Consider the following 25,682-nt stretch of genomic DNA (forward strand, 5'->3'; position numbering starts at 1 on the left):
CTATGATTCCCAAAACTCGCGGTTACGACTCTGAGAATCGAACGTGAGAGAGTTTTGGAACTTGGCGATCACGCTCATGGAGGGGTGAGGAACCAACGCCAGAGGCCAACGGGATCTGTACCCGGACGCCTGATTGTGTGTTTCGCCGAAACAATGGAAGACAGGGGAGACTAGAGATGAAACGTTTGCTGACTTTGGCTTTGGTTGTCGGTGCAGCGACCACCGCTTTCGCCCGCCCGCCGATGCAGGCACCGGAAGTGACCGGGCCGATTAATTATCAGGCCCAGTATTCGCCGACACCGGTCCCGACGCCAAGCTCGGAATTGCCACCTTCGCCAGGACTGCAGCCAGTCCCCGCTGGCGTTGTTGTGACCGAACCCGGCTGCATTGTCTGTGATTCTTCCGTCGGGGGAGCGATTCCGCTGTATCGCAAGGTTCGCGTCGTGCACGAACGCAACATCGCTCCCTGTGCAGTGAGCAAGATTGTGTCGGTTCCAGATCCGTGCAATCCCTGCAAGTGCGTCTTCATCGAAATCTGCGTTCCGCCTTGTGCGTGCGAAGAAGTGGAATGCAGCACTCGCCATAACCGGACGGTCTTCAACTACGGTAAGTACTCCGTCAAAGTGACCGAACGACATGGCACGCTGGTTGTGAACTACCAGGACTAAAGTCGTTTTGCGAGCTTGAAAGTCACCGGCCGCCACTCCTGATGAGTGGCGGTTTTTTTATTGACCCGTGCGTATTCACAGCTTCACTCACGTGTGTCCGGGTTCGAGTGAACTCGCGAATCCCCCGAACTTTCCTCGATGCGCTCAGTCCGGCCTCGACCGCCTACCCGAAATACGCTCGTGCGAACGCGGACAAACTCCACCCAGACCACGCATTTCTCCTCAGCTGTTGTGTCTGCCCGTTCAGAACAACCATTCCATCCGAAAAAGGCAGAATAACTCATTCGGACGGACCTTTCTGGCCGATGAAGACCGACATCATTCGATCTGTTCCGCGCCCGATTGCTGACGCTGTGCGTTTTCCGCGTGAAGGCAAAATGGGAACAACCAAAAACGACTTAAGGAGTAAGTCCATGCTTCTGCCACGGAAATGGGCACTGAGCCTCGGGCTGCTGGCGGCAGTTCCCAGTCTCACAGTGGCTGGCCCACTGGATTTCCTGAACGGGAATTCAGCAGCTGCACAATCGCCCGAACGCGGAAATCAAGAGGTTGCCGCGGATATTGCCGCCGCTCTGGGTCAGGCTCAACTCGTCTATAAAGACGTGGAAATCGAGTACCTGTCCGGAGTGGCTACCATCAAGGGACAGATTCAAAACGCGTCCCAGCGAGCTTTGGTCACTCGCATTGTCAGTGGGGTTTCCGGGGTGAAAACCGTGGAAAACAAGCTGACTCTCATTGAACCACAAACTACTCCGGTTTCCGCTGCCAAACCACAGGCTGCCTCCGCCGCGGTGCAGGCTGCTGCCGCTCACGAAGCGGCCGCTCCCGTTCAGCATGCAAGCCACCAGGGTGCAGGCGACAAACGTGTTCAGCAGGTGAACCACGAAAACGCCGCCGCCCCGGTCAGCAATCAGGCGGTTGCCCAGAACATCGCCGACTCCATGACTTCTGCTGGTCTGAGCGGCTACGACATTGAAATCCGCTACAAAGCGGGTGTCGCCAGCCTGATCGGTGCCGTCGATAGCCAGGAACAGGCCATGCGTGCACATGCTGCCGCCTCCCGAGTTCCAGGTGTCAATCAGGTCCTGAACCAGCTGACCGTGAACGGCAAGCCAGTCAGTATGCCGCAGGCTGCCCAGCGTCCCCAGATGCCCCAGCAAGGTGTCATGCCCGCGAATTACGGCATGCCGCAGGGGCAGGGAATGCCACCAGGAATGTCGCAGGCTCAAGGAATGATGCCTCCAGGTCAGGGCATGCCCCCCGGATATCCCGGAGCTCAGGGAGGTTATCCTCCTCCCGGTGCTTTTGCAGGGATGCCAGTACAGCAGGCTCAGGCCATGATGCAGGTTCCGAGCCAGAACGGACCGGTTCCGCAGTACGGAAATATTCAGCAGACGGGTGGACATCACCTGTACAACCAGCCGAATATGCCGAACTACGCCTGGCCCAGCTACGCTCCGTACGACAACTCGGCAGCGATCAGCTACCCGACTCAGTATGACGCCAGTGCGTGGCCGTACATCGGACCTTACTACCCGTATCCGCAGGTTCCGCTCGACTGGCGGAAGTCGACCCTCGAATGGGATGACGGCTCATGGAGCCTGAAATTCGATTCGAAAACGGACCGCTGGTGGTGGTTCCTCAGCCCCCATAACTGGCACTGATCAACGGGGTTAACCGTTGACAGGGATGCAGCAGAGTTTTTGGTGATTGGTTGAATGATGCTGACCTCCCGGAATTCACCGGGAGGTCTTTTCATAGCTGGAGCTGGAAGCTGACAGCAGTCAACGATCAGCCTCCCAAGGCCGTCGCCGAACTATCAGAATCTGCTGAAAGCTGAGCGCCCAGAGCTGGCTGCCGACTCAAAATCGATCTTTCACCGATTGAACAGGCGAACTAGACTCCCGCCGGTTTCCTCCTGCCCCCGGATGTGCTTTGGCAAATCAGGGAAATCAGGACGCTTCCTGAATGGAAGCGAAGAAACGCCGGTCTCACCATGGAAGGTATCTGCGCCGATGTTGCAATTCTTGACTCAATCCGGACGGAAGACAGCCTGGCTGTTCCTGTGCGGACTTTGCCTGTCGAGCTGGACTCAGGCACAGGAGATTCGACAGGCTGCTGCCGAAGCAGGACGCCCGGCACCGCTGGAAACTCAAGTCGGCCTCTCACCCGAGCTGATTGAAATTCTGAAGACCTGGGAAAAGCAGTCCGGATCGGTGAATCGCAGCAAGGGAGAATTCTCCCGGGTGGAATACGACCGCATCATGCAGACAGCACGCTGCGCCACGGGTCGGTACTGGTACGAGGGCCCCGACAAAGGCCGCATGGACTTCACTCCCAATGAAGCGGCTGAAGGAAAGAAAACCAAGAAGCGCGAGATCGAATTCAGTTGTCAGCCGGATCAGGCCAAGACCTGGATCTGCAACGGAAAAGAGATTCTCGACATCGACATTGCCAAGAAAGAATACAACAAGATCGAGATCCCTTTGCAGTTCCAAGGGCAGAACATTGCAGACGGCCCGCTGCCGTTCCTGTTCGGGATGAACGCCCAGAAAATGCAGCAGCGCTACATGCTGGAGCTGGGAAGCCTGCATGATCCGAAGAAGATCATTCACATCATCGCCTACCCGAAAATGCCCGCCGAACAGCGTGAGTACCGCGTCGCGGAAGTGCTGCTCGACCCGAACACGTTTCTCCCTCAGGCGGTCCAGCTGATGGACACCACCGGCAACAAAGAAACAGTGTACGTCTTCAGCAAGCATGACAATGTCGTCGGCCCCTGGCTGCCGACCGCTCCCTGGAAGCCGACCATGTTCGGATTTAAAGAGATCATGAACCAGCGCGCTGATCCTCCCGCTGAACGGGAAGTCAAAGGTGGAAACAATCAGGGGATCATGCTTCGATAATGATGGTCTCGATTGAGATTCTCATGGAATGCTGAAGGGGATTGCCGCACTCGGAGAGTGCGGCGTACTTTGTTCACTGATGCTGAACTCCATCTGTTCAGTTGCTACACTCCGGTCACTATGACCAAAGCCATTCTGATCTCCGATCCCGAGAGCGGCGCGGCCGCCCGGATTGCCCCTGAACTTGGCTTCAACTGCTTCTTCTTTGAAGCAGTCATCGACGGCCATCGGGTCAGCGTGATCGACGCTCCTGCGGATGTTCTCAAAGGGCAGGCCCGACCCAGCAGCTATGGCATCCCCATTCTCTTTCCCTTTCCCAACCGCATCCGCAGCGGAAGGTTTGAATGGGAAGGAACCCAGTATCAGATCCCTCTTGAAGAGGGGGTGACGAATGCCATTCACGGCTTCTGCCTGGACCGTCCCTGGCGCGTCGTTGACCAGTCGAAGGATTCCGTCACGGGCCGGTTTCAGCTGTCCGTCGATGCTCCCGATCGACTGGCCGCCTGGCCGACCGACTTCATCATCGATGTCCGTTATCGCGTCACTGAGAATCGTTTGGAGTGCCAGTTCCGGATCACAAACCCCACGACGAAAACACTTCCGTGGGGACTGGGAACCCATGCGTACTTCAAACTCCCCTTTGGAGCGAACAGCAGTCCGAAAGACTGCATCGCGACTGTCCCCATCAGCGAAGAATGGGAACTGGATGACCAGCTGATTCCGACAGGTCGACGTCTCCCGGTCGAGAACTCCTTTGCACTGCGAAACGGAGCACGGTTTGGAGCCCAGAAGCTGGATAACGTCTTCACTGGCTGGCAGTCCGATGGCGGGACCGTTCGCACTTCCATCTTTGATGAACGTGCAGGAATCGAGCTGACCCAGGTCTGTGATGCCGAGTTCTTTCGCGAGATGGTGGCCTACACTCCTCCCGAACGGGACTCGATCTGCCTGGAGCCGTATACCTGTGTGACCGATGCCATCAATCTGCAGCCGCGTGACCTGAATGCAGGTCTGCAGGTGCTTGGTCCCAAGGGGGTCGCACAGACATGGTGCGTTCTTCAGGTCAGTCCGATCCTGGTGTGAATCCCGCCAGCGTCCGCACTCTTCTGTGAGAGCGTGCGGTTCAGATCAGTGTCGATCTTCGCCCGTGAGTCGGTTTTCAATTCGATCGGCGTGACTGGCGAGGTCGAGAACACTCTTGCGGATCTCCTCGACATCCACCGTCCCCAGCGGGTAGTTGTTCAACGTGACGTAGTAATCGACTCCATCCACTTCACGCAGTGCAATCGCCCCGTGGGACATCGATGAATTGAGTCGCAGTGCCTGTTCGTGAAACGGAGACTGCGAAGGGCAGCACAGGCTGTAGATCTGAAGAAGACGTTCGTCGATGTCGTGCTTGCTGATTTCAATTTTAACGAGCTGGCTTCGGCCATCGGGCATCATCACCCGCACCTCGTAAAACTGTCCCTTCCGTTCCCACGTCACTTCCGGTTCATGTGCGAAGGCTTCATGCAGCAATGTCTCCAGGTCACGCACCTGCCCGAGAATCGCCTGCAGGAGCTGTGCTGCTTCCACTCCACTTTGAGGACGATTGGACGGGCTCTTCTCCAGCATCGCTCCAAGACATTCGCCCAGCTCCAATGGAACATCCGGCCGCAGCTGACGGATATTCGGGAACGGCTCATGCTGAATGGACTGGGCCAGTGAATGGAAGTTTCCCCCCGAGAAAGGGACGTGACCGGTCAGCATCACGAACAGTGAAACCCCTAACGCATACACGTCGCTGGCGGGAGTCGCTTCCATCCCCTGGAAGAGTTCCGGGGCCATGAAGTGCGGCGTCCCCGCCAGCATTCCAGCCCCTTCGAAAACCGTGCTTCCATGCAGCCGCTTGGCGAGCCCAAAGTCCCCAATCTTTGGGTTCCCCTGATGGTTCAGGAGAATGTTGTCCGGTTTGACATCCCGATGCACCACCCCCATGCGGTGTGCAGTGGCGAGTCCCTGTGCGACCCCCAATGCGATATTCGTGGCCCGCAACGGCAGCAGCGTCTGTTCATTCACAACCTTCTGCAACGAACGTCCGGGGACGAACTCCATCTCGAGAAAATGCTTCCCTTCTGAAGTTCCGATCGCATGAACAGTCACGACGTTGGAGTGATTCAACGACGCAGCAGCCTGACCTTCGGTATAAAAGCGTTCGAGGTATTCCGGATCTTTTTCGACCAGCGAAGGAGAAAGGATCTTCAGGGCACAGGCCCGGTTGAGCTGCAGGTGTCGGGCGAGGAAGACCCATCCCATTCCTCCCCGTCCCAGAAGTGACTGGACGTGATACTGGGCGATGTCGGTCCCGATCAGTGCCAGCAGGTCCGTTTCCCGCTCCACCCGCTGAGCGCGCAGGTCCCGATGGCTGATCTCCGCCAGCGAGAATGTGATGGTGTTGAGCGACGCATCGTCCAGCATCCCGGCGGGCATGCCGCAGCGAGGACAAACAGCCTTGCCCATCCGACCCAAGAAGGCTTCGTTGCAGGCAGGACAGTAAATCGTCAGTGGATCGGCAGCAGCCATGGAACGGGGATTCTTGGTCTTAAAGATCTCAAGTCGAATGTCGTGTCAGTGAAGTCGATATTTACCACGGAGACACAGAGGCACGGAGATTCTTGTAACCGCGAATGTCACGAATGAGGTGAATTTCTTCTGTCCTTCTCATCTTTCGTGAGATCCGACACGGGACTTGTCTCAACATCATTCGTTCAATTCGCTTGATTCGTGGTTCTTATCTTTTTCCTCCGTGTCACCGTGCCTCTGTGGTGAATCATCGAATTGCCCCCTGGAGCGGAGTCCTTCCCGGGATTCAATCGACCCGCTGCCAGCTGGCGGTCACCCCTTTGAGTGTCTGCGCAACGACACAGTATCGCTCGCCGAGTTCCACTGCTTTCGCAATTTTTTCGTCAGGTGCAGTCGATTTCACAAAGAATTCCAGTCGTACGGACTGAAACCCGACCGGGACCTCCCGGCTCACCCCCAGCGTGCCGCGAAAATCGAGCGAACCAGTCGCGGTTAATTTCGCAGCTTCCACCGGCAGTTCCATGGCGGTACAGACGGCAGCAAATGTGACTCCCGCACAGCCAACCAGCGCTTCCAACAGCATTTCCGCCGCACAGGCGGCAGTGCCGTCCCCCCCGGTGAGAGGGTGCAGGCCAGTTCTGCTCAGCGGGGGTCCCTGATGGTCGAGTTCGCAGGTGACCGTTTTGAAATCAATTTTCCCTGATGCGGTCAGGTCCTGCAGCGCCGTCTCCGGGGATTGCCGGTAACGATCTTTAAAAGGGGCCTGCATCGCACGAAGTTCTGCCGAGTTCATCTGAATTCTCCGGTGAAGAGAGGAGCGATCGCCTGCCGGGTGATGATTTCCTTCGCGGATTCCCGGAGATGGGAGGACATTTTTTCCGGGAATCAACCGCCACGCTTGCCGCACACGAGCCGTATTCTATGCTACACGGTCTGACTCTCCGGCCCAAGTCGTCGCAGAAACAGCACGCATCACGTTTTGTGCTGTGCGACCTTGAGCCACACAACTTACTCGCTGGATCTGCCATGTTTCGCGTCCTCGTTACCGACACTCTTTCGCCCCAGGGGCTGGACCTCCTCAAAAGCTACACGCAAATTGAAGTGGTCTACTCCCCCGGCCTGAAGCCGGCCGAGCTGAAGGAAGCCTTGAAAGAGGCAGACGGGATTGTGATCCGCAGCGGCACGAAGCTGACGGCAGACGTGCTGGACGGCCAGACCCGGCTGAAAGTGATCGCCCGCGCCGGAGTGGGTGTCGATAACGTCGACCTCCCCACCGCCACCCGTCAGGGAATCATCGTTTCCAATACCCCGGATGGCAACACGCTGAGCACGGCAGAACACTCCATCGCCATGATGATGGCGCTGTGCCGCTGCATCGGACCTGCCTCGCAGTCGATGCGGGCCGGGGAATGGGACCGCAAGAGTTTCACCGGAACCCAGCTGGCCGGCAAGACGATCGGCGTTGTCGGTCTGGGACGCATCGGTGTCGCGGTGGCGAAGCGCTGCCGTGGACTCGAAATGACGGTGCTGGGGTACGACCCGTTCATGAGCGAAGAACGGGCTGCCGAAAACGGCATCGAACTGTATCGCAACGTCGATGAAATGCTGGTGAAATGCGACTTCGTCTCGGTACACACTCCGTTGACCGATGAAACCCGCAACCTGATCAACGCCACTCGTCTGGCAGCGATGAAAAAAGGGGTGCGGCTGATCAACTGTGCCCGCGGCGGGATCATCAACGAAAACGATCTGGCCGATGCCATTGAATCGGGTCATGTCGCCGGCGCAGCTCTGGACGTGTTCTCCAAAGAACCGCCCCCGGCTGATTTCCGCCTGACGAAACTTCCTCAGGTCCTCAGCACGCCGCATCTGGCCGCTTCCACCGATGAAGCTCAGGAACAAGTCGCTCTGGAAGCTGCTGAGATTGTTGCCAACTTCCTGACGAAGAACGAAATTCGTTCCGCAGTGAACATGGTTCCCGTCTCCGGCAAGGAACTGGGAGCAGCCCGTCCTTATCTGGACATGGGCTATCGTCTCGGCCTGCTGCTGGCACAGCTCTGCAAAGGCGAAGCCATCAAGTCCGTGAAGCTGCAGTTCAAGGGCGAAGGAAAGTCGAAGCCGGTCAAGCTGGTGACGAGTGCCTTCACCTCGGGTCTGCTATCGGCTGCTCTGGACCGGAATGTGAGCATCGTGAATGCCGATCTCACCGCTGCCGATCGGGGTATTCCCATCACGACCATCGAGTCGTCCGAAGCGGGTGCGTTCTCGACGCTGGTGTCGGTCACTGCCGAAACGGAAAAGGGAACGAAGACTGTCGCGGGAACCACCTTCGGCAACGACTTCCTGCGGCTCATCCGGGTTGATGATTACCACCTTGACGCTTACCTCGACGGCCTGATGCTCATTTTCTGGCACAAGGACGTCCCGGGAGTGATCGGCGCCATCGGCACAGCGTTCGGAAAGCATGGGGTCAACATTTCCCACATGGCTGTCGGACGCGGATCGAAGATCCCAGGCGGCGGGGCTGTGGCAGTGGTCAACCTCGACAGCGAGCCATCAGCTGAAGCACTTCAGGAAGTTGCAGGACACCCTGACATTCTCGGTCTGCAGCTGGTCAGCCTGCCGGAAGCAGGGGCACCTCTTCCCTGGCTGGGGCTGTAGTGCAGGGAAAAGAGGGGAGGGAGCAGGGGTCAGTGGCTCTCTGGTTGTAGATCGATTCACATGATCGCCTCAGCTTTCCTGAGGCGATCTGCTCCGTCGTGCGAGTACTGTTATGGAACGTGAAGAACTCAAGGCAACTCTTTTACAGCTCCATCAACAGCTGCAGAGCGGTGAGCCGGTTGACCCGGAAATTGCGGTGCTGGTGAAACAGCTGTCGCAAGACGTGAATCAATGGGCGGCCCCTGCCCCGGCGACGACGAGTACACCAGCGACGGAACATCAAAACCGGAAGCAATCGCTGCTCGACAGCCTGCTCGGTCTCACGAAACAGTTCGAAGAGACTCACCCGGAACTGGCAGACGCCATCGGCCGCGTGGCCACCGCCCTGAGTCGCATCGGCATCTGAAAACGCACTCGCTGACGCTTCGTGCTCTGATTGCGATCCGCTCCACGCAAGTTCGCTGGTTCAGCTAGAGCGAATCTCACGACAGTGTGGCGTTCCGGCGGCGATAAACACAGCTTTCGAGCGAAAAATCCCCCCGAATCGCCGCCACACTCCCCTGAGACAGGGGCTAGCAGGTTGCTGCAAAAGTCTCGCTTTTCTTCGAGCAAGCTGTATTTTGTGCGTCGCCATGTTGTTGGCAGAGGGTTTCATGGCCATTTCGACTCCCTTCCGCAGGTCTGTTTGCTCTTCCCGAGCACGCTGATCTGCGGAAGGGCCCGGTTCTTTATGAGGACGCCAACAGTTTTCGCAGCCTGACAAGGTTGTAGGCCGCTGCGGTCAGTTCCAGTTGTTGTTGAAGCTTCCAGCGTCCGACCCAACGACTGCGGGACAGGCCCGCAATCGTCTTCATCCAGCCAAAGTATTCTTCCACCTTCTTGCGGCAGCGCTGACTGAGCTGATACCCCAGACGTTCCAGACGCCCTCTCATACGACTCCTCGCTGCGACTTCGTCCTTCCGGAATGGACGGACATGCTGTGGATTGGGGGCGGGCTGCCGGATCATGGCACAGTGAGGTTCGATACCGCGCTGTTCCAGTTCGAAGTAAAACGGGCCGCTGTCGTATCCCTTGTCCGTCCCCAGCGTTTTCGGTGAACGAGCATGGCGTGCCTGGAGACGATCCAGCAGAGACAGTGCCGCTTCGCACTCTGCTTTCCCTGTGGCTGGCGTAGCGATGACACCCATCACCAGACCATGGCGGTTCTCGGTCAGAGCGTGCCCCATGTGCGACAATCGGGCTTCTTTGCCACTCCCTTTACGGTACAGCCTGGCTTCAGGATCTGTCCGGCTGACGTGTGTCTCGTTGGTTCTTTTCTGCCCATGAAAGTCCACTTCTGAGTTGCGAGGCTTGAACGAATTGGAATCGTCATCCTGCTGATCTTTCTCCTCCTTGGGCCGAAAGCTTTTGATTGATGCATAACTCTCGATCAGCGATCCATCCACGCTGAAATGCTCGTCGCTGCACAGACCTGCCTGCAGTGCTTTGACCAGCACGGCATCGAAAAAGGCAGCCGTCAGGCCATGTTCGTCCAGCCGGGGACGGTTGTGAGTGAATACCGTGGCATCAAAGACCTGATCTTCCGGCGACATGTCCAGAAACCAGCGAAACAGCAGATCCGTATCAATCCGCTCGACCAGTTGCCTCTCACTGCGAATCGAATACAGCGCCAGCAGCAGCAAGGCCTTCAAGACTCGCTCAGGTGGAACGCTGGGGCGACCTGTCTGACTGTAGGCGGAAGCAAAGAGGGGACTCATCTCAGTGAGAATGGCATCAATCGTCCGCTTCAGGCTGCGGAGCGGGTGATCGTGGCGAATTCGGGATTCGACATTGATCGTATAAAACAAAAGATCCTGATCACCCGGACGACCACGCATGAAAAAACTCCTCATTCACTGGGAACGAGGAGTTTAGCGCACTTTCCATAATTCACAATCAGACTTTTGCAGCAACCTGCTAGTAGACGATCCGTTCTTCAGCTGCTGAACATTTACGGCAAACCGTCCCGCTGCTCATCTCTTCGGGCGGGTTGCCTTTTCCGCACCGGATGCAATCCGTGTACGTCGCTCGCCGCAGACTCATGGCAGCAGCTGTCAGTTCTCCGAGGATGCGACGGGTCGTCCAGGCGGGAAGTTTCGTCCAGTTGGCAGACCCCAAATGCAGCGGATGAAGAATTTTCGCGGTATCACTCTCCACTCGGACAGTGTACTCGGAGACCACGACCGACTGCGGGCCGACATCGACCACCACATCCCCCGGATCGCCCCCGATCAGGCGGGTCACCTCATCCGGCAGGCTTTCCTCCTTCTGCGGCAGCGGAAGCATTTCCCGAAGAATTTCGAGCAGTTCTGCCCGCTCCAGCGGGGTGAGTTCGGTCGTCATTTCGGCGGCTTTCGCTGTCAAAGAAAACAAGACGCGGCAGTGCTGCAACCGACAGGATAAAATGCTGACAGTCATTCTGCGACGATCTTCAGGAAATCTCCACCTCCCAGGGGCGTTTGCACGAGGTTTCTCCTGCAGCAGTCTCCTCTTTTGAAAACTGCTGTCGTTCTTCGCTGACGTTGCTCCGGAGACCCCATATAATGAACGGAGGAGAATTTCTGATGACGAACATGACATTACCCATTGTGACTGACGCTGCCGCGGAATACGAAGACCCGCTGGACGTGATCGAACAGATCGAGCGGTACAAGGTGGAACAGGATGCAACGATCCTGGCTCACTACTACGTGGACGGCGATATTCAGGAGATCGCGGATTTCACAGGGGATTCGCTGAAGCTGGCGCGCGACGCCACCACGGTGAAGTCGTCGACAATCGTCTTCTGCGGCGTCCACTTCATGGCGGAATCGGCCAAGATCCTCAGTCCGGAAAAGCGGGTGCTGCTGCCTGATATGCTTGCCGGATGTTCGCTCGCTGATAGCTGTCCGCCGGACAAACTCGCTGCATTTCAGAATGACCTGCGGGCGCAGGGACGCGATTTTGTAACGGTCGCGTACATCAACACCACAGCGGCGGTCAAAAGTCTGTGTGACTGGATTGTCACCAGCGGGAACGCCCGGGAAATCATCGAAGAACGGGTCCCCAAAGACAAAGAGATTCTGTTTGTCCCGGATCAGCATCTGGGTCGTTACCTTGTCGAAGTGACCGGACGGAAGATGATTCTGTGGCCCGGTTCGTGCATGGTCCACGAAGTTTTCAGTATCCAGGACCTGTTGCGGGCGAAACGGAATAATCCGCAGGCCATCGTCCTTGCCCATCCGGAATGTCCGCAAAATGTGCTCGAGCTGGCGGACATGGTCGGCGGGACGGAAAAGATGAGGAAATATGTCGAATCGGTGAAAAATCCGACCACATTTCTGGTCGCCACCGAGGCCAACATGATCTTTCCGCTTAAAGCGATCGCCCCCTGGCACGAGTATGTCCCGGTCCCGGGAATCATGGCGGACAGCGGAGAAACCTGTGCCTGCAACCGCTGCCCGCACATGGCTCGCAACACGCTGCAGAAAGTTCGGGACTGCCTGCGTGACGGCCGGCCGGAAATCGTGTGGCAGCCATACTTTTCACAGGCTCAGGAGGTGTTACAACGGAGCCTGCTCTCCTGAAGTGACGCGATTCCCGGAAAATTGCTCAGCAGACTTGAGCATGGCGAATTGTTTGTCATCATTTGAGATCAAGCTGTGCCCACGGCTCCTCTCTGAGAATGGTCTGCCTTGATCCCGCGCAGCGCGGTTTTCGATTGATGAAACGCCGTCCTCCGCGTGGCGGAACGCGGCAGATTAAAAACGAAAATGCCTTAGCCTGAAATTTCGACATGCCTAAAGACACTCTGACGATCACGGACAACCGCACCGGAAAAACCTACGAAGTTCCGGTTCAGGACGATACGGTGAAAGCGATTGATCTGCGTCAGATCAAGGTGAAAGACGAAGACTTCGGCCTGATGGCCTATGACCCCGGCTACACGAACACCGCCTCGTGCAAGAGCCGGATCACCTACATCGACGGGGATGTCGGGATTCTCGAATACCGCGGTTATCCCATCGAAATCCTGGCCGAAAACTGTACGTACCTGGAAGTGGCGTACCTGCTCCTCAAGGGTGAGCTCCCCACTCGCAAAGAGCTGGAAGACTGGGATGAGTCCATCCGCTTCCACACCATCGTCCACGAAAACATCAAGCGGCAGATGGAATCGTTCCGGTACGATGCCCATCCGATGGGAATGCTCATCAGCACGGTCGCCGCCCTGTCAACATTCTATCCGGAAGCCAAGAAAGTCGGTTCCCCCGAGAACCGACAGAAGCAGATCAAACGGCTGATCGCCAAAGTCCCAACAATTGCCGCCTGTGCCTATCGCCACAGCCAGGGCCATCCTTACGTCTACCCGAACAACGACCTGACATACACCGAGAACTTTCTCGCGATGATGTTCCAGATGTCCGGGAATGCTTACAAGCCCGAGCCCGCACTCGTTCGTGCCCTGGACGTGCTCTTCATTCTTCACGCCGACCATGAGCAGAACTGCTCCACCAGCGTCATGCGTGCCATCGGGTCTTCCGATGCCGACCCGTATTCCGCGCTCGCGGGAGCAGCTGCTGCCCTGTACGGCCCGCTGCATGGGGGAGCCAACGAAGCGGTACTCCGCATGCTGAGTGAAATCGGAAGCGTGAAGGAAGTTCCGAAGTATGTCGAACGCTGCAAGAACGGCGAAATGAAGCTGATGGGCTTCGGACACCGGGTCTACAAGAACTACGATCCGCGTGCCCGGATCATCAAGAAGTGTGCTGAAGAAGTCTTCGACGTGGTCGGTCGCAATCCGCTGCTGGACGTGGCGATGGAACTGGAACGGATCGCTCTGGAAGACGAATACTTCGTGAAGCGCAAGCTGTATCCGAACGTCGACTTCTACTCCGGTCTGATCTATCAGGCGATGGGGCTGCCGGTCACGATGTTCCCGGTTCTGTTCGCGATTCCCCGGACCAGCGGTTGGCTGGCCCAGTGGAAAGAATCGCTGGAAGACTCGGAACAGCGGATTCAGCGTCCCCGCCAGATTTATCTCGGCGAACGTCAGCGAAAGTTCATTCCGTTCGACGAACGGTAACATGAGGTGGTTTCATCACTGGGAGGGCGAGGCTCCTGCCGAGCCTCAAACCAGTGAACGCATGGTCTTTTATGCCGCTCAGCAGGAGCTTCGCCCTGCCCAATCGCGATCACAAAGGATCATGAAACCAGCACATGGCTTGTTGAGTCGATTGTGAGCGGATCGCGATTCTCGTTGAAAGAGATGCGATCCGCCAATCAAATCCACAGCAGTTCTATAAAAGACCGCCCCCGACCGTTTGCCGTGGTTTCGGAGATTGCTAGGGGCGTGCGAAAACCTCCCCTCAACGGAGCCTGCTGCTGCAGTCCTCGCTCCCGATTTCTTGTTTTCGGTGTCGTTCCGGACTTCGGAACACCCCCTTGTCGCTGCGAAGGGCATGCACGAACTGAACGCACTCAAGCATGCGTTTTAAGCAGCCGCAATCTCACAAATTCCGTGCTGTGGAGGGGAATGCCAGCAAATGTTGCCGGTTTTGCCTCATCTTTTTGCGGTAATCGTTACCATCGGAATTCAGTCAGCCATTGGCACATGGTGTGCTTTAGTGCTGTCAAACCGAATCTTTCGGCCCTGCGAGATGGCAAACGCCTGAACTTCCCGCAGGGAAAAACCACGGATGGACAAGCTGCCTCGCTGACAGCACGGACGTGAATTTTCAGCGACGCCTCCTGAAAAACACCCTGCACGCGGGTTCGCGACTGCGCACTCGACTGTGAAATTTGTTGATCCCCAATGCGTTCAATTCTGCATCACGAGATTCGCTGATTGACTGAAACAATCGAGGCTATCCATGTCACTTCAAACGGAATCATGCGAGCACCTCGACTACTCGGACGCAGAACTCACAGCACTGATCGCCCTGAAAAAACTCCGGAACGCTCAGGGGATCTTCGCAAGATATGGAAACGGACCTGGGTGCCCCTGCTGTGCAGGCCGGATCAGTGATGTTCTTCGAGAACTCCGGACAACTGAAAAACTGAGGACAGCCGCCTGGGCTGCAGGGTCTTACGAGCTCCCAAGCCGTGAGGACGACATTCATGTCACCGACGGCAGTGACCCGGATGTGCGCGAGATTGCCGTCACTCTACATCGCCGATACGCCCGGTTTCGACGGGTCTTTCCGCTGCAGATTGTCGTGACATCCGATGAGAGTGCCACGTCCGCAGCTCGCTGGGCCGATGTGGGAATCATTGTCGTCAACGGCCAGTTCGATCTGTATGTCTGCGGACAAGGAGCCAGCAGCCCCCGTCATGGCCATCTGCTGGTTTCAGGGGAATCTCCCGAAGCGGCCATCCGGTATCTCGACCGGTTTGTCGTGTATTACGTCTCCACTGCAGACACCTACACGCGGACAGCCCCCTGGTCAGACATGCTGGAGGACGCAGCAGCCCATCTGCGATCGATCATTGTTGAGGACAAGCTGCGACTGGAAGCAGAGTTTGATGAATTGTACCAGCAGCTGAGCGGCGCGGGCCGGGCTCGGAAGCGCTGGGCCAGTTTCGGTGTTGAAGAAGACGAGCAACAGACTCCTTCGTTTCTTCGGTCCAGGACCCCGTGGAAACCGGAGCGCTCGCATCCATTTGGTCCGCCACCTGTTTTGGGGACGAGCGACACGGATGTCGCGGGGTTCGATGTCACTGACAGTGACATGCCCAGCCTGATTCCCCAGCATCTCGCCACGAAAGTTGAGGGCGCTCATGTGCATCTCGAATTTCCCACGTCACCAGTTCACTCCTAAGGAGCAGGGACGACGGACAACCATGGACCTGCGGGCCATGGCCGATCGGCCGGCGAACCGTTTTCGCTGGGAGGAATCGACCCGGCGGTTTCGTAAATCGCCCCGGCGATAGAACGTCAACGTCCGGCGGGCAGCAGGACATCATCTTCACCCCGACGCTCTCGAGAGCACAGACACAAGAAGGTTAATGAGGGGAGTTGCCGAGGATCTCGCCCTCGTCGCTCCGATTTGGAATCCTTAGAATTGTCATGAAAATCGCGACTGACGGGCCGAAAGCTGGCTCAAAAATTGATGCCATCGTCAAGGATGCGATCTGCGGTTGCTGCGAAAGTCATTGCGGTTTCAGCCAGGTTGCAGGCGTTGATGCGCCGCTCTTCAGCGTCCCGACTCAACATGCATTCGGCACTCCGCGACTTGCCTCCAGCGCTCCAGTGCTGACGCAGCCCCTCAAGCGCAGCCACGCTGATGAGCTTGTCCCTGTCAGCTGGGATCAGGCACTCCGGGAGTTCACCGGCCGCGTCAAAGAGATTCAATGGCGATACGGCAAGGAAGCAGCGGCTGTCGTTGTCCCCGGCCAGTTATCGATCGAAGAACTGGTGCTGGCGAAGTTCCTGACCCGAGCCGGCCTGGGCATGAACTGGGGAGGAATCGAAGCGGCCGCGGGACTCATCGCGACTTTCGAAAGTTACCAGCGGGCCTACGGCAACTTTGCTCCTCCTTATTCGCTGGAGGACCTTGAAGAATCCGATGTGATCGTCCTGCTCGGGATGAATCCGGCTAGCGCACATCCGGAGATGTGGAAGCGGATCATGAGGAATCCGCATGCTCCTGAACTGATTGTCATCGGACATCAGGCGGACGAGACGTCGCTGAAAGCAAGCCAGTTTCTGAAAGTCTTTCCGGGGACTGAACGCATTCTGCTCAAGGGGCTCGCCCGGTTGCTGCTGGACTCAGGTCAACTCGATCTGAAACCACTTCAAAGTCAGCTCGAGTGCGTTACTGAATACATTGACTCACTGGCCGATTCGGATCTGAACACAGTTTCGACAATCACGGGAGTGCCAATCCGGGAAATCGAACTCCTGGCACAGACGCTGCTTGATCGACCGCGTGTCACATACTGGTGGTCCACCGAGGATCTGACCGCAGAGCAATCCGGTCTCCCCTCTGCAGCTGTGAACCTGTCACTGCTTTCAGGATCGGCCGGTCGACCGGGATCTGGAGCGAATGCCCTGCTCGTTCCCTGTCATATCCTCGGGTCGGTCATGACGGAGATGGTCGAAGAGCTCGGCCCGGAATCCGCCTGCACGGAACCGCAGATTCTGGAAAGCCTCCCTGCGTTTCACTGGAATGTCATCCGGGAGGGTATCCTGAATGATCGCATCAAGGCCTTATGGATCATTGCGACGAATGCCTCCGCAGGGCGGCTGCGGGAAACGTTTCCGTCGGAACTGATCGAGAAACTCGAGTTTCTGGTCGTCCAGGATCTCTCAGGCGAACCAGTCTCATTGCCGGAGGCGGATCTGTATCTTCCAGCTGCCGCGTGGGGAGAAAAGTGCGGCACCCTGATGACATCTGAACGGCGTGTGCACCTGATTCCGGAACGCCAGTCACCCCGAGACCAGTCGCTTTCGGATTTTCAGATCTTCCGAGAAATTGCCCGGTACTGGGGATGCGCATCGCAGCTGCACGACTGGGACACGCCGGCAGCTGTCTTCAAATCGTTTGCCGACGCCACACGCGGAACCGGCATGGATCTCAGCGGGCTGACACATGCCGACCTGCAGACCGAATCCGGTGTGCAGTGGCCCGTCCCGCATAGAACAATCCCGGGAAGCCGGCACAAATGGCTTTATGAATCCGGCACCTTCGCTACCCCCAATGGCCGCCCCCGGCTGATCGCCGACTGAAAACTGTCTGTAAAGCCTTCCCATTCTCAGGGAGCGACCGCGCCGATGAAGCTTGGCGACGGACTGCCGTCAGCAGCAGTGGCCAGTTCCTTCGACTCCGGCTTCATGAAGTCGGTGCTCCCCGGATCGGTGGAGACAAACTTGACAGCCTCGCCCGTTCTGCCGCCGGCTGCAAAGACGTTGAGATTCCCGGAACCTTCTTCAAAAGCCTTGTCTGACCAGTTGAGCGCAGCCCCCTGCGTGATCTTTTCGGCACTTGTGCCCGAGACTCCGGAAGCGATCGCTGGTCCGGGCCCGTTCACGAACAGGTTCTTCTGAATGGTGAACTTGTCAGAGCTGGCAGCCAGACTGGAGTCGAAGTTGAGCGACCGCGAGCAACCGTAAAACGTGTTGTTCGTCAGCGTGAGTTGCCTGATCACGGGGTCGGAACTGCGAAAGACAATTCCGGTCATCGCATCATGAAAGATATTGTGACTGATACTGACGTCATCCGCTCCACCCTGAATTTCAACGCACGCATCAAGCGGTCCCAGGAACCGGCACTTCAGGATCTGCAGATCGCGGGAGTCCTGCCCGCTTCCCGGCTGCAGCTGGATGGCTCTGGCCGATTTTGAACTGCCGGTGAACGTGCATTCCTGAATCGTCACGGGCCTGTCCCCCACGCCGCTCAGGCTCTGCCCGGCAATCGCCGTTTGACCAATGTTTTCAAACCGTAGCCGGGTCAGTGACACACTCGCCATGAATCCCTGCAGCTTGAATGCCGCTGTGCTCCCGGTGCAGTCGATGACAAGGTTTTCGATCGAGAACTGATCGACCGCATTCAGATAGAGGATGGGACTGGCGTCCGGAGATTGCAGCCGTGCGGGCTGATCCCCTTCACCGACAACGCGGACATCGCGAGGAAAGCTTCCCAATCCGGAATTGTCGATCGAGATGGACTCTCTCAGCGTCTGATTGCCTGCAACTCGGATTTCCCGTACAGGATTGCCCGTGCTGGAAAACGCGTGAGCCCGAATGTAATCGATCGCTTCCGTGAGGGTCCCGAAGTTGCCAGTGGGCCCCACGGTAATACTCTGACCGGTCACTGCAGGCCGGGTACTTTTTTCCGGCTGGGGAGTCGCAGGCGCGGGTGCTGCCGGCGTCACTGCAGCGGTTGCCGGTGGGGCCTGACCGGGAGAGGATTTCCCAGCTGGACCATTTCGTCCAAACAGGAGATAGGCGATGACGGCCCCCAGAACCAGAATCCCGCCGATGATGGGAATCAGGTACGGCTTCAGTTTCGTCTGCAGGTCCGGCGGAACGAACTTCTCCAGAGCAGACGTGCCGGATTTTCGGCTCTGTTTCGCTGAGTCCGAATTCTTCAACTTCTTCCCGGAGCCGCCGGATGTCGTCCGGAAGGCGGGGATCGAATCGGAATCCGAGAACAGCGGGCCTGCGGTTGTCGATTCGGGCTTCGGGATGTCGATTGAACCGGATCTTTTTTGAGCGGAATCTCTGGCGATGCGTGGTTCGGACTTTGCTCCTTTGCCGATCAAGGAGCTGGAGGGTCTGGGCGAGGACGGCTCGACGTCGCTCAGGCTGGAGAGGAAATCTCCGAGCCCCCCTGCTTCCTCCCGCTTCATCTTCCGGGTCGGGATTTCAAGAGCAGCGTCCCCGGTAAAGGGATTCAGCGTATCGCCCTGCTGCCCGACCGGTCCCGCCGACAGCGCCTCCCCCCGCACAGGTTGCGTCCGCTGTTCTTCACCACTGGCTTGTGAACTGAGCCACTGGGTCAGTTCCGCAGCGGCCTCCTCCGCGGTCTGGATCCGGGCATCGCGATCCTTGACCATTAACTTGCGGAGAATGCTGAGCAGTGACTCCGGAACATCCGGCCGAAGCGTTTCGATCGGCGTTGGTTCTTTGGTCTGATGGGCGAGGAGTCGTTGCGTCAGGGTCCCTTCGTTGAAGGGAGGACGTCCGGTGAGCAGGAAATACATCGTACAACCGAGGCTGTACAAGTCGGCCCGGGTATCGACGAGATGGCTGTCGACCGCCTGTTCCGGGGCGAGATAGTCGGCCGTCCCCAGCACACGTTCATCATGTGCGATGGTCAGCGAGTGGTCGCCATCTTCCGCGGAGACACGCGCGAGCCCCAGGTCCATCAGCTTGACGGTCCCGTGCTGATCGACAATGAAGTTTCCGGGCTTCACGTCACGATGAACCATCCCCGCCTTGTGGGCATGGGCCAGTCCTAGAGCCCCCTGGCGGATGTAATCGGCTGCGGTCACAGCATCGACCGGACCAGCGATCTGGACGAGGTCGAACAGATTCCGACCTTCCACATATTCCATCACCAGAAAATGGATTTCGAGATTGCCGTCCTTCTCATGATCAATGTCGTAGGCCCGGACAATATTTGGATGATCCAGGGCGGCGACCGCCTGAGCTTCGCGGTGAAATCGCTGCAGGTAGGAACTGTCTTTCACCAGCTTCCAGGGGAGCACCTTGATCGCGCAGCGGCGGCGCATCAGCACATGTTCCGCCAGATAGACAGAACTCATTCCCCCTTTGCCGAGCAGCCGCAGCAATTTGTACTTGCCGAGGAAGAATCCTTTGTGCTTTCCCTGCAGCAATTTGGCCGCCTGCCAGGCGGTGATGACATCAGTCTCGACCAGAAATTCGGCGAAATTCTCACCGGACTGCGACGGACCGGATTCCGAACGTGCATCCAGACTTCGGGCGATCACGGGCTCATCAACGAGTCCGCTGCGCCGCAGCACATTCACAAACGACTCCAGAGACGTGCTCATCCGATGGGAGATACCGTCGCCAGGCTGGGATTTGGAAAACTGAAAACTCTGGCAGAACCGCAAGGTGAACTGACAGAACAGGATATTCTGCTGGACCCACCATACAATATGTCCGGGATTCCTCGCTTGTACAGCCAATATGCAAAGACTTTTATCCGCAGTCAGGCGTGATCAGGTTCATCCGCTGTGGGAAGCTGAATCAAAATAACCCCTGCTGGGCTCTCATTCTGCGGAATCGGCAAAGTCCACGGAATCGCCTCACCGGACGTTGCCGGGAATTTTGGCGAACCTCCCGGTGGTTTTTCTCGTCTCTGGCGAAGCGTTTGGTTACAATTTCGTCGATGCCGTGCCCGGAGGGGGGACGGTCCATCTGCGTTTCGGGGTTTCAAGGCTGCACTCGGACCTGTTTCGAATTCGGCTGCGGACTCAATTTTGAGATTCAGGGCATAAAGGCATTCACGTGGCAACAGCGTTGGAAAAAAAGACCGAACATCAAACCTTGACCGGCTCCGAGATTCTGGTCGAAGCCCTGATCCAACAAGGGGCGAAGTTCGTATTCGCCTATCCGGGCGGTGCCAGCATGCCCCTGCACCAGGCCCTGCGCAAGAGCCGTGAACGCATTCGCACCATCCTTCCCCGTCATGAACAGGGAGGCGGATTCGCAGCCCAGGGAATCTCCCGCACCTCCGACGACGTCGGAATCTGCATGGCGACCAGCGGGCCGGGAGCCACGAATCTGGTCACCGCCATCGCCGATGCCAAGATGGACAGCGTCCCGCTGATTGCCATCACCGGACAGGTTTCCCAGAAGGTGATCGGAACTGACGCGTTTCAGGAAACGCCGATCGTCGAAATCTGCCGCGCAGTGACGAAGCACTATTACATGATCACAGCCGATGACCCGGATGATCCGGAATCGGTTCAGGCAGCCCTGCGGAGCATTCCCCGCATCGTCAAGGAAGCCTTCTTCCTCGCCCGTACCGGACGCCCCGGCCCGGTGCTCATCGACTTCCCCAAGAACATTCAGCTGGCCACGACGGAACAGCCGATCGACTTCGATCCACCGATGTACCTGCCCGGCTACCATCCGGAACGTCGCAAGGTGGCCGACGAGCAGATCCGTCAGGTGATCGCTGCCATCCGCCGTTCGAAGCGCCCGATCCTCTACGTGGGGGGAGGCTGCGTGAACGCCGATGCCGCCGAAGAACTGACGCAGTTCGCGAAGAAGTCCAACATCCCCGTCACCATGACCGTGATGGGACTGGGTGCGTTTCCCGGAGACGATCCTCAGTCGCTGCATATGCTGGGGATGCACGGAACCGTGTACGCCAACTATGCCATCAACGAAGCCGACCTGCTGCTCGCCATCGGAGTTCGCTTCGATGACCGCGTGACCGGCAAGCTGGAAGAGTTCGCCAAGCACGGCAAGATTGTGCACGTGGATATCGATCCATCGGAAATGCACAAGAACAAAGAAGCTCATATCCCCATCATCGCCGACGTCAAAGTCTTCCTCGAGCGGCTGAATGAAGAATTCACTGCTGAAGATGTCCCGGACACAAAGGCCTGGTGGATTCAGCTCAACGAGTGGCGTGATCGCTATCCGCTGAAGTATCCGGAATCGGGCGACTTCATCAGTCCGCAATATGCCGTCGAAGAACTCTGGCGACAGACGATCGACAAAGACCCGTACATCGCTGTGGGAGTGGGCCAGCATCAGATGTTCGCAGCTCAGTACTACAAGTTCCGCAAGCCGAAGCACTGGCTCTCCAGCTCCGGTCTGGGAACGATGGGCTTCGGTCTCCCGGCAGCCATGGGAGTTCAGGCTCGACACCCGGATTCACTGGTGGTCGACATCGACGGGGACGGCTCCGTCCTGATGAATATTCAGGAACTGGCGACGCTGCACTGCGAGAAACTTCCCGTCAAGATTCTGCTGCTGAATAACCAGCATCTGGGAATGGTGGTGCAGTGGGAAGACCGCTTCATGGAAGGCCGCCGCGCCCACACCTACCTGGGACCCGTTGACCATCCGGAATGGCTCGGCGAAGGCGAAGGGGGCCACTACGAAGAGACCTACCCGAACTTCGTTCAAATGGCAGAAAGCTTCGGTCTGAAAGCCCGACAGGTTCGCAGCAAGGCAGAACTGACGGAAGCCATGGCCGAAATGATCAACCACGACGGTCCGTACCTGCTGGACGTGGTCTGCCCGTATCAGGCCCACGTGCTGCCGATGATCCCCGGCGGAGCGACTGTGCGGGATATTATTATCGAGTAGTCAATCAGTGAGATTTTCGAGTGGAGCGTTTAGCCACACACTTCAAGTGTGAGGCTAAACGGGTTGAATCGAGTGTTCACACCGCAAACCGTTCTCGAATTTTCTCTCCTTGACGCTGGTCTGATGCCGATTTAGCATGTGTAGATCAGTTTTCAGTGGACTTTTCATGAACATCCCCATGAATCAATTCGACGCCTACTCTGCCCCGATTGCGGGCACGGGGCGCTATTGGTTCTGGTATCTGTTTACCATCCCGGGTTTCCGGGCACGGTAGCGGAGTTCATTCGTCCTTAATGAAATCCATCACACCGGCCCTGAAACCTCATGCAGGTTTCAGGGCCGGTTTCGTTTTTTTTAACTGCACCTTCTGATCCACCTGCACCGCGACGAGCAAATCCACGTTCCAAGCGGACAACCGAAAACCCGGAGAGAGAAATGATCATTGTCATGAAACCTGGAGTGAGTGAAGCCGCTGTGCAGCAGATGGCCCAGCGGGTCGAACAGATGGGAATGAAAACCCACATCATCTACGGAACCGAACGGACCGTGATTGCTGCGGTCGGATCCAAGCGGTCGGCCGATCGAGAGACGCTCGAGTCGTTCGAAGAAGTGGAAAAGATCGTTCCGATTCTGGCTCCGTACAAAGTGGCCAGTAAGGAAACCAAGCCCGAGCCGACGGTCGTCAGAGTGCTCGATCTGGTGATCGGCGGAGGAAACCTGGGCGTGATCGCCGGGCCCTGCTCCGTCGAAAGCGAAGAGCAGATTCTGGATGCCGCCCGCAAAGTCAAAGCCGCCGGAGCCAAAGGACTTCGCGGTGGAGCATTCAAGCCACGCACCAGCCCTTACGCATTCCAGGGGATGAAGGAAGAAGGGCTCAAACTGCTGGCTGCTGCCCGTGAAGAAACCGGACTGGCCGTCGTGACTGAAGTGATGACTCCGCATCACGTCGAGATGGTCGCTGCCTATGCCGACGTGCTGCAGATCGGTGCCCGCAACATGCAGAACTATCATCTGCTGCAGGCGGTGGGTGAAGTCCGTAAGCCGGTGCTGCTCAAGCGCGGCCCGAGTGCCACGATTGAAGAGTTCCTGCTGGCAGCGGAGTACGTGCTGGACCAGGGAAATCAGGATGTCATCTTGTGTGAGCGGGGGATTCGAACGTTCGAAACGCATACCCGGTTCACGCTGCCGCTCGCCACCGTTCCTTACCTGCGGGAGCGGACTCACCTGCCCATCGTCGTCGACCCCAGCCACGGAACCGGGATCGCTTCGCTCGTCGGTCCGATGTGTGCCGCTTCAGTTGCTGCCGGTGCCGACGGTCTGATCATCGAAGTTCACCCCGATCCGCATAAGGCCGTCAGCGACGGTGCCCAGTCGCTGACCCCGGACGCGTTCGCAGCAGCGATGGCGATCAGCAGGAAAGTCGCTGATGCCCTTGGCGTGAAGATGTAGGCTTCAGTGAATCAAAAGGCCCGGCGCTCGAAAGAGTCCGGGCTTTTTTAATTGGACTGAATGGCTGGAAGATCACGTATGAGGTGGTTTCATAACTGGAAGGGCGAGGTTCCTCCCGAGCCTCAAACCAGTGAACGCATGGTCTTTTATGCCGCTCAGCAGGAGCTTCGCCCTCCCGAATCGCGATCACAAACGGTTATGAAACCAGCTCATGAAATAAATGTGTCATCTCCCACTTGGCGTTGGATGTTAAAATTCCCCCACAACTTCACCGGAGCTGCGGGTCCCAAGGGCACGCCACGTATCGCGGTTAATGTTCGAGCTGATGCTGCGGACGGAACCGTCCGCCATTGCGGAGTTGACCATTCCGGTGTGATAGCTGCGGGATGTGAGAATGGCGTAGCTGGGATTGTTCGACGTGGCTGCTCCGCCGACTCCCTCCTGCTGGGAGTTGTAATCGACGTGATGATAAGTGGTCCCGCCGACGGTGGCCTGCACGTCTGTATTGGGGACAGCCACGGTGGTAAATCCGCTGTGGTGGCAATGGCCGTTCGCCCACTCGGTATGCCCGGTGGCATCAATATCACCTGTCATCCGGATCTTAGCGGTCGATGCTCCCGACCCGGTGATGACCGCCTCAAAATCAGCTTGAGTTGAGGGAATGGTCGTCGGGCTTCCGAATGCCCCCGGGACTCCGCCCGTGCTGTCACGACCATATCCCGTCCAGGAATAAACCTCAGACGCCAGCAAGGTGTTGCTCGAACCGTCTGTGATACTGGCAAGGCTGATGCGGCTGTTCGGATGCGTAATGCCGTCACCTCCCTGTCCGGTCGCGGGATTGAAGATCAACCACGACCCGAAGTTGAAGCCATAGTTATTGGTCGCCATGTTGATGACGTTGTACCCGGACTCCTGAGTCGAGCGCAGCCGTCCCGAATTGGGGTCGCTGGGACACGAATAACCGGGAACCTTCATTCCGTTCAGAATGTCCTGACGGGAGTAGCGAACGCTGAGGTCGACGTTGTTGTAAAGGCTCGCCTGATCAAGGAAGGGAAGCAGTCGTCCGTGGACCGCCCATGAGTCGCTGACGACCCCCGGGGTCAGACAGTAGCTCGGTGGAAATGTATTCATGCTGCTGTGGTAGTTGTGCATCGCCAGGCCAATCTGCTTGAGATTGTTCTTGCACTGGCTGCGGCGAGCCGCTTCCCGTGCCTGTTGGACAGCGGGGAGCAACAAAGCGATGAGCACCGCAATGATGGCGATGACCACGAGCAGCTCGATCAGGGTGAACGCGGGTCGGGAAATGAGTGGCGGTTTCGGCTTCATGAAGAACTTTCGAGGGAGGTCGTTTCCAGCTTGTTCTGACTGGAGAGAAGCAGTCGTTCGGACAGTTAGAAAGTTGTTATGCAACCGCCGTTCCGAACTCTCACGTGCCCAGACTTACGCAGTCCCCCCCGGTCCGACTCCGACTTTGTGCGATTTCACCTGTTCGAATGGCGAAGATTTCGCCCTCGGCTGGCGAACATTTGCGCACGGAACCGACTTGATCCGCTGAGATGGTTTTGAAAAGCAGCGGAGACTGAAACGAAAGCTCACATCTGCCCCGATTGAGTTACAAGTCGG

Annotated in this window: 18 protein-coding genes; 12 read left to right on the top strand and 6 right to left on the bottom strand. The window is 57.5% G+C overall.

Annotated elements, in window-relative coordinates:
• The first annotated feature begins 176 nt into the window (after positions 1 to 176).
• The 4 genes from SH661x_RS22055 (at position 177) to SH661x_RS22070 (ending at position 4,657) form a co-directional block, all read left to right on the top strand.
• A complete protein-coding gene (locus SH661x_RS22055) occupies positions 177 to 668 on the top strand; it encodes a hypothetical protein (RefSeq protein ID WP_437226106.1) in 492 nt (163 codons plus the stop codon).
• A 413-nt stretch (positions 669 to 1,081) separates the two neighbouring features.
• Positions 1,082 to 2,332, top strand: a complete 1,251-nt coding sequence (locus SH661x_RS22060; RefSeq protein WP_437226108.1) for a BON domain-containing protein — start codon at positions 1,082 to 1,084, stop codon at positions 2,330 to 2,332.
• A gap of 351 nt (positions 2,333 to 2,683) precedes the next feature.
• Entirely contained in the window at positions 2,684 to 3,574 is an 891-nt protein-coding gene (locus tag SH661x_RS22065) for a TIGR03009 domain-containing protein (protein WP_437226110.1), read from the top strand.
• Positions 3,575 to 3,643: 69 nt separating this feature from the next.
• Positions 3,644 to 4,657 (top strand): aldose 1-epimerase, encoded by a 1,014-nt coding sequence (locus SH661x_RS22070; protein ID WP_437226111.1) that lies wholly within the window; start codon positions 3,644 to 3,646, stop codon positions 4,655 to 4,657.
• Between the two features lie 45 nt (positions 4,658 to 4,702).
• On the opposite strand, the gene SH661x_RS22075 is transcribed toward SH661x_RS22070, so the two are convergent.
• Both SH661x_RS22075 and SH661x_RS22080 read right to left on the bottom strand, forming a co-directional pair.
• On the bottom strand, positions 4,703 to 6,136 hold the full coding sequence (locus tag SH661x_RS22075; protein ID WP_437226113.1) for a serine/threonine-protein kinase: 1,434 nt from the start codon (positions 6,134 to 6,136) through the stop codon (positions 4,703 to 4,705).
• Positions 6,137 to 6,422: 286 nt separating this feature from the next.
• A complete protein-coding gene (locus tag SH661x_RS22080) occupies positions 6,423 to 6,929 on the bottom strand; it encodes an OsmC family protein (protein ID WP_437226115.1) in 507 nt (168 codons plus the stop codon).
• A gap of 233 nt (positions 6,930 to 7,162) precedes the next feature.
• Between SH661x_RS22080 and serA the strand changes: the two genes are divergently transcribed.
• The gene (gene serA, locus SH661x_RS22085) at positions 7,163 to 8,797 is read left to right on the top strand and encodes a phosphoglycerate dehydrogenase (protein WP_437226117.1); all 1,635 of its coding nucleotides are present in this window, start codon (positions 7,163 to 7,165) and stop codon (positions 8,795 to 8,797) included.
• Between the two features lie 112 nt (positions 8,798 to 8,909).
• A complete protein-coding gene (locus SH661x_RS22090) occupies positions 8,910 to 9,203 on the top strand; it encodes a DUF4404 family protein (protein WP_437226119.1) in 294 nt (97 codons plus the stop codon).
• Positions 9,204 to 9,525: 322 nt separating this feature from the next.
• Here SH661x_RS22090 and SH661x_RS22095 read toward each other — a convergent pair whose 3' ends face one another.
• Entirely contained in the window at positions 9,526 to 10,674 is a 1,149-nt protein-coding gene (locus SH661x_RS22095; protein ID WP_437222747.1) for an IS5 family transposase, read from the bottom strand.
• Positions 10,675 to 10,753: 79 nt separating this feature from the next.
• Complete coding sequence (locus SH661x_RS22100; protein ID WP_437226121.1) at positions 10,754 to 11,179, bottom strand: hypothetical protein; 426 nt, start codon at positions 11,177 to 11,179, stop codon at positions 10,754 to 10,756.
• Between the two features lie 230 nt (positions 11,180 to 11,409).
• Between SH661x_RS22100 and nadA the strand changes: the two genes are divergently transcribed.
• The 4 genes from nadA to SH661x_RS22120 all read left to right on the top strand — a co-directional run bounded on the left by nadA (position 11,410) and on the right by SH661x_RS22120 (position 17,543).
• Positions 11,410 to 12,402, top strand: a complete 993-nt coding sequence (nadA, locus tag SH661x_RS22105; protein ID WP_437231236.1) for a quinolinate synthase NadA — start codon at positions 11,410 to 11,412, stop codon at positions 12,400 to 12,402.
• Between the two features lie 209 nt (positions 12,403 to 12,611).
• Positions 12,612 to 13,898, top strand: coding sequence for a citrate synthase (locus SH661x_RS22110; RefSeq protein ID WP_437226123.1), 1,287 nt, complete (start codon positions 12,612 to 12,614; stop codon positions 13,896 to 13,898).
• 787 nt (positions 13,899 to 14,685) lie between these two features.
• Positions 14,686 to 15,633 carry a hypothetical protein gene (locus tag SH661x_RS22115; RefSeq protein WP_437226125.1) on the top strand — a complete coding sequence of 316 codons (948 nt, stop codon included), beginning with the start codon at positions 14,686 to 14,688 and terminating at the stop codon, positions 15,631 to 15,633.
• Between the two features lie 248 nt (positions 15,634 to 15,881).
• Positions 15,882 to 17,543: a molybdopterin-dependent oxidoreductase gene (locus tag SH661x_RS22120; protein WP_437226127.1), complete on the top strand. Its 1,662-nt coding sequence runs from the start codon at positions 15,882 to 15,884 to the stop codon at positions 17,541 to 17,543.
• Positions 17,544 to 17,569: 26 nt separating this feature from the next.
• Here SH661x_RS22120 and SH661x_RS22125 read toward each other — a convergent pair whose 3' ends face one another.
• Entirely contained in the window at positions 17,570 to 20,332 is a 2,763-nt protein-coding gene (locus tag SH661x_RS22125; protein ID WP_437226129.1) for a lipopolysaccharide core heptose(II) kinase RfaY, read from the bottom strand.
• Between the two features lie 460 nt (positions 20,333 to 20,792).
• Between SH661x_RS22125 and ilvB the strand changes: the two genes are divergently transcribed.
• Entirely contained in the window at positions 20,793 to 22,610 is a 1,818-nt protein-coding gene (gene ilvB / locus SH661x_RS22130; RefSeq protein WP_437226131.1) for a biosynthetic-type acetolactate synthase large subunit, read from the top strand.
• A 435-nt stretch (positions 22,611 to 23,045) separates the two neighbouring features.
• Positions 23,046 to 24,059, top strand: a complete 1,014-nt coding sequence (gene aroF, locus SH661x_RS22135) for a 3-deoxy-7-phosphoheptulonate synthase (RefSeq protein ID WP_437226133.1) — start codon at positions 23,046 to 23,048, stop codon at positions 24,057 to 24,059.
• A gap of 249 nt (positions 24,060 to 24,308) precedes the next feature.
• Here the strand turns inward: aroF and SH661x_RS22140 are convergent, their stop codons facing one another.
• On the bottom strand, positions 24,309 to 25,385 hold the full coding sequence (locus SH661x_RS22140) for a DUF1559 family PulG-like putative transporter (RefSeq protein ID WP_437226135.1): 1,077 nt from the start codon (positions 25,383 to 25,385) through the stop codon (positions 24,309 to 24,311).
• Positions 25,386 to 25,682: the final 297 nt, after the last annotated feature.

This window comes from Planctomicrobium stercoris (assembly GCF_051465655.1).
Lineage (GTDB): Bacteria > Planctomycetota > Planctomycetia > Planctomycetales > Planctomycetaceae > Planctomicrobium.

What these genes read in the sequence shown, in the direction of transcription:
- SH661x_RS22055 (WP_437226106.1), top strand. Translation starts at nt 177, where the DNA reads ATGAAACGTTTGCTGACTTTGGCTTTGGTTGTCGGTGCAGCGACCACC.
- SH661x_RS22060 (WP_437226108.1), top strand. Translation starts at nt 1,082, where the DNA reads ATGCTTCTGCCACGGAAATGGGCACTGAGCCTCGGGCTGCTGGCGGCA.
- SH661x_RS22065 (WP_437226110.1), top strand. Translation starts at nt 2,684, where the DNA reads ATGTTGCAATTCTTGACTCAATCCGGACGGAAGACAGCCTGGCTGTTC.
- SH661x_RS22075 (WP_437226113.1), bottom strand. Translation starts at nt 6,136, where the DNA reads ATGGCTGCTGCCGATCCACTGACGATTTACTGTCCTGCCTGCAACGAA.
- SH661x_RS22080 (WP_437226115.1), bottom strand. Translation starts at nt 6,929, where the DNA reads ATGAACTCGGCAGAACTTCGTGCGATGCAGGCCCCTTTTAAAGATCGT.
- serA (WP_437226117.1), top strand. Translation starts at nt 7,163, where the DNA reads ATGTTTCGCGTCCTCGTTACCGACACTCTTTCGCCCCAGGGGCTGGAC.
- SH661x_RS22090 (WP_437226119.1), top strand. Translation starts at nt 8,910, where the DNA reads ATGGAACGTGAAGAACTCAAGGCAACTCTTTTACAGCTCCATCAACAG.
- SH661x_RS22095 (WP_437222747.1), bottom strand. Translation starts at nt 10,674, where the DNA reads ATGCGTGGTCGTCCGGGTGATCAGGATCTTTTGTTTTATACGATCAAT.
- SH661x_RS22100 (WP_437226121.1), bottom strand. Translation starts at nt 11,179, where the DNA reads ATGACGACCGAACTCACCCCGCTGGAGCGGGCAGAACTGCTCGAAATT.
- nadA (WP_437231236.1), top strand. Translation starts at nt 11,410, where the DNA reads ATGACATTACCCATTGTGACTGACGCTGCCGCGGAATACGAAGACCCG.
- SH661x_RS22110 (WP_437226123.1), top strand. Translation starts at nt 12,612, where the DNA reads ATGCCTAAAGACACTCTGACGATCACGGACAACCGCACCGGAAAAACC.
- SH661x_RS22115 (WP_437226125.1), top strand. Translation starts at nt 14,686, where the DNA reads ATGTCACTTCAAACGGAATCATGCGAGCACCTCGACTACTCGGACGCA.
- SH661x_RS22120 (WP_437226127.1), top strand. Translation starts at nt 15,882, where the DNA reads ATGAAAATCGCGACTGACGGGCCGAAAGCTGGCTCAAAAATTGATGCC.
- SH661x_RS22125 (WP_437226129.1), bottom strand. Translation starts at nt 20,332, where the DNA reads ATGAGCACGTCTCTGGAGTCGTTTGTGAATGTGCTGCGGCGCAGCGGA.
- aroF (WP_437226133.1), top strand. Translation starts at nt 23,046, where the DNA reads ATGATCATTGTCATGAAACCTGGAGTGAGTGAAGCCGCTGTGCAGCAG.
- SH661x_RS22140 (WP_437226135.1), bottom strand. Translation starts at nt 25,385, where the DNA reads ATGAAGCCGAAACCGCCACTCATTTCCCGACCCGCGTTCACCCTGATC.